This is a genomic window from Ideonella azotifigens, from assembly GCF_006519715.1.
In the GTDB taxonomy this organism is placed as follows: domain Bacteria; phylum Pseudomonadota; class Gammaproteobacteria; order Burkholderiales; family Burkholderiaceae_C; genus Ideonella; species Ideonella azotifigens.
Genome location: NZ_VIDT01000600.1, coordinates 1 through 3,420, shown reverse-complemented (window position 1 = coordinate 3,420; position 3,420 = coordinate 1). Strand labels below are relative to the sequence as shown.

At 69.1% G+C, this 3,420-nt stretch carries 5 protein-coding genes and 1 pseudogene; 2 read left to right on the top strand and 4 right to left on the bottom strand.

The genetic code is table 11. The annotated features are described in order from the left end of the window. On the top strand, nt 1-456 hold a 456-nt coding region (locus tag FKP22_RS24785; RefSeq protein WP_170201073.1), incomplete at its 5' end, for a lipocalin family protein. A gap of 58 nt (nt 457-514) precedes the next feature. Then, nucleotides 515-1,141 (top strand): hypothetical protein, encoded by a 627-nt coding sequence (locus tag FKP22_RS24780; protein ID WP_141290320.1) that lies wholly within the window; start codon nt 515-517, stop codon nt 1,139-1,141. 57 nt (nt 1,142-1,198) lie between these two features. On the opposite strand, the gene FKP22_RS24775 is transcribed toward FKP22_RS24780, so the two are convergent. The 4 genes and pseudogenes from FKP22_RS24775 to FKP22_RS32685 all read right to left on the bottom strand — a co-directional run. Beyond that, nucleotides 1,199-1,564 (bottom strand): four-helix bundle copper-binding protein, encoded by a 366-nt coding sequence (locus FKP22_RS24775; RefSeq protein ID WP_141290319.1) that lies wholly within the window; start codon nt 1,562-1,564, stop codon nt 1,199-1,201. A gap of 65 nt (nt 1,565-1,629) precedes the next feature. Continuing rightward, nucleotides 1,630-2,253, bottom strand: a complete 624-nt coding sequence (locus tag FKP22_RS24770) for a DJ-1/PfpI family protein (protein ID WP_141290318.1) — start codon at nt 2,251-2,253, stop codon at nt 1,630-1,632. Nucleotides 2,254-2,333: 80 nt separating this feature from the next. Continuing rightward, complete coding sequence (locus FKP22_RS24765) at nt 2,334-2,972, bottom strand: HAD family hydrolase (RefSeq protein ID WP_141290317.1); 639 nt, start codon at nt 2,970-2,972, stop codon at nt 2,334-2,336. 12 nt (nt 2,973-2,984) lie between these two features. Then, nucleotides 2,985-3,420, bottom strand: a pseudogene (locus tag FKP22_RS32685) (hypothetical protein); the annotation flags it as partial.

The window sequence follows — 3,420 nt, the reverse complement described above, 5'->3', positions numbered from 1 at the left end:
GTGCCCTCGGTCGACCTGAAGCGCTACCAGGGCACCTGGTACGAGGTGGCGCGGCTGCCCCTGGCTTTCGAGGCCAGCTGCGTGGGCCAGCCCACTGCGAACTACCGCCTGGAAGGTGAGCGCATGGTGGTGTTGAACCGCTGCGCGGGCGCCAACGGCGAGCTGCGTGAAGCCCTGGGCGTGGCCAGGGTCGTGCCTGGCAGCGGCAATGCGCAGCTCAAGGTCAGCTTCGCGCCGGGCTGGCTGCGCTGGCTGCCCATGGTCTGGGCCGACTACTGGGTGCTGGAGCTGGACGCGGACTACCAGGTCGCGCTGATCGGCACCCCTTCGCGCGACCACCTGTGGGTGCTTGCGCGCCAGCCGCAAGTTTCGCAGGCGGCATTGCGGGCGCTGACCCGCCGGGCCAAGGCCATGGGTTTTGCCACCCATCAGCTGCAGTACGCCACCGCACCCTGAACCGCGCGCAAGAGGCGCTCGAATCTTTCGCATCGGCCGAGAGGCCAAGGAGACACACATGGGACGCAGCAGCTTGCTGGGTGTTGAACAAGCAGATCTCGAGTCCGAAGGACACGACAACGCTGCGCTGGGCCCGAGCGACAGCTCCGACAGCGGCAGCGACATGGTCGGCGTGGACGAGCTGGGCGACGGTGATCCGAACGAGCCGGTGGACGTGGCGCTGGGCCGCGACCTCGAACGCCCGTTGATGCCGGTCGACAGCCTGAACGGCGCCACCAGCGACCGCGGCGGCTCGGGTGAGCGCCGCAGCGCCGGCTCCGATGCCGGCGAGGAGGCCAGCGACATCTCGGTCGACCGTGTCTTCAGCACTGGCGACGCCAGTGACGCCGACCAGGACGCCGCACTCGAAGACGCGCTGGACCAGGCCGTCTACGAAGACGTGCTGGACGACGAAGACGTTGCCGACGAGGAGGACGAGGCCATCGCCAACGAGGACCTGGCCATCATTGCCCGCAGCGAGCGCGAGATGATGGGCGAGGACAAGGAGGACGAGTCTGCCGACCCGGTGGGCGATGGCCACTCCGATGCCGAAGCCGCCGCGAAGACCGCGCCGCATGCCAAGCCGGCACAAAAGCCGCTGCCGGCCAAGGCTGCAGGCGGCAAGCCATTGAAGACGAAGAAGTGAAGAAGTGAGCCAGGGCTGAAGCGGCCGCGCAGGGCGCTTCAGCGGGCCAGCGTCACCTCACATCGCGTGGCGCTCGCCCGCATGCTGCAGGCAGGCCTGCGCGCACAGCTTGCACGCCTCGCGGCAGCGGATGCAGTGCTCGTGCTCGTGCTTGCCGCATTCCTCGGCGCAGGCCGTGCACACATGGGCGCACAGCGCGCAGAAGTCGCCGTGGTGCACCGAGCCCCGCGCCAGCGCGCCCAGCGTGGCGCTGCAGATCGCCGCGCAGTCCAGGTTGATGAGGATGCAGGCGGCCATCATCGGGTCGCCGTCACGCGCGTCTTCCGCGGCGCAGTTTTCGCAGGCACGGCGCGCGGCCTCGCAAGCCGTGATGCAGGCGCTCAGGTCCTCGCTCGGAGGGGTCAGGGGGTCGACGGTGGGCATTGCTTGTTCCTCGAAAAGCCAGGGAGATGGCTTGGAGCTGGCAAGCGATGTGCCCCGAGGTGGCTTCAGGCCTGGGCGGCCATCGAAAGGGTCGGAAGGGTCGGAGTGATGTGGCCCAGCGCCTGCTTCACATAGCTGTCCTTCTCACCCACCGGTGCCACGTAGTGCAGCGCGCTCGCTGCCGCGTCCAGGCCTTCGCTGCGCGCGATGACCCAGGCTGCGAGATAGGCCGAGGCCATGCAGCCGCCAGCTGTCGCCAGGTTGCCCTGTGCGGTGAACGCCTGGTTCAGCACTTCCACGCCGGCCGCCTGCACCCAGGGCTTGCTGGTCAGGTCGGTGCAGGCGGGTACGCGGCCCAGCAGCCCCAGCCTGGCCAGCACCAGCGTGCCCGAGCACTGCGCGCCCAGCAGCTGGCGGGCAGGGTCCAGCTGCAGCGAGGCCATCAGCGCCGCGTCTTCCACCACCTCGCGGGTTTTCATGCCGCTGCCCACCAGCACCGCATCGGCCGCATTGGCCTCTTCCATCGTGCACTGGCGGTGCAGCACCACGCCATTCATGGAGGTCACGGTCTGTGTCGGGCTGGCCAGCGAGACACGCCAGCCGGGCCGCTTCACGCGGTTCAGCAGGCCCAGTGCGATCAGCGAATCCAGCTCGTTGAAGCCGTCGAAGGTGAGGATGGCGATGTGCATGGGCGCAATCTAGCCGATGGGCGCAGGCCGGCCCAGACACAGTGGCCGCCGCCTCGCACCGGTACAGCGAGGTTTGCTGCTCAGGCGGCCAGCAGTTGCCGCCACTCCGCCGGTTCGCGGAACAGGTGCTGCGGCTGCTCGGCCGCCAGCTCCGCGTGCGAGCCGTGGCCCCACAGCACGCCGGCACCATGCAGCCCGTTGCGCCGCGCGGCGGTCAGGTCCACCGCCCGGTCGCCCACCATCACCGCCGGGCCGCGGATCACGCCGCGCTCGCGCAGCGCGGCGATCTGCTGCCACTTCTGCACGCCGATGTCGCCACCGCTGACAAAGCCGAAGAAGTGCCGCAGCCCGAACATCTCGAGGATCTGCTCGGCGAAGTCCACCCGCTTGGAGGTGCACACACCCATGGCCACGCCCGCATCCGCCAGCACCTGCAGTGCCTCGGGCACGCCGCCGTACAGCGTGTTCTCGGCATAGCCCAGCTCGCCGTAGCGCTCGCGGTACTTCGCCACCAGGCTGGCCACCAGCGCAGGGTCCGCGCCACCCGGCAACCTGCCGAAACTCTCGTCCAGCGGCGGCCCGATCCAGGCTGGTACCTCGTGTGGCTGCAGCGGCGCATGGCCGTGGTGCAGCAGTGCATGGTTGATCGAGCGGCCAATGCCCACCGCCGGGTCGCTCAGCGTGCCGTCAAGGTCGAACAGGATCAGGTCGTAGGGCATGTGTCCTGGCTTTCAGGCGGACTTCTGCGCCAGCTGCTGCGCCGCGCGCAGGCGCCGCATGATGGGCTCGTTCAGCTCGCGCGCCATCTTGTTCCAGCGCTGGGTGATCTTGTCCAACTCGGTCTGCAGGCGGGCGGCGGTCGAAGCGTCGCCAATGGCGAGGGTCCAGATCATGTATTCGGCGTAGGCTTCGAAGGTGCCGTGTGTGGTCACGGCGTTTTCGAACTCGCTGCGGGCTTCGCTGGCACGTGCGGTGCCGGCCAGGCAGCGCGCGGTGAGCAGGGCGACCTGGTCGCGGCGGAAGCCGGCGTCGCGCTGACGGATGTCCGCCAGGTGCGCCAGCGCTTCAGGGTAGCGCTGGCATTCGGTGAAGGCCCGCGCGGCGCCGAACTTGATCTCCAGGTCGGAGGCAAACGGGCCCTTCAGGCAAGCTTCGTAGAGCTTGGCG

Excerpts from the sequence above, each read along its gene's own strand:
- FKP22_RS24765 (WP_141290317.1), bottom strand. The coding sequence starts at position 2,972 with ATGCCCTACGACCTGATCCTGTTCGACCTTGACGGCACGCTGAGCGAC.
- FKP22_RS24780 (WP_141290320.1), top strand. The coding sequence starts at position 515 with ATGGGACGCAGCAGCTTGCTGGGTGTTGAACAAGCAGATCTCGAGTCC.
- FKP22_RS24770 (WP_141290318.1), bottom strand. The coding sequence starts at position 2,253 with ATGCACATCGCCATCCTCACCTTCGACGGCTTCAACGAGCTGGATTCG.
- FKP22_RS24775 (WP_141290319.1), bottom strand. The coding sequence starts at position 1,564 with ATGCCCACCGTCGACCCCCTGACCCCTCCGAGCGAGGACCTGAGCGCC.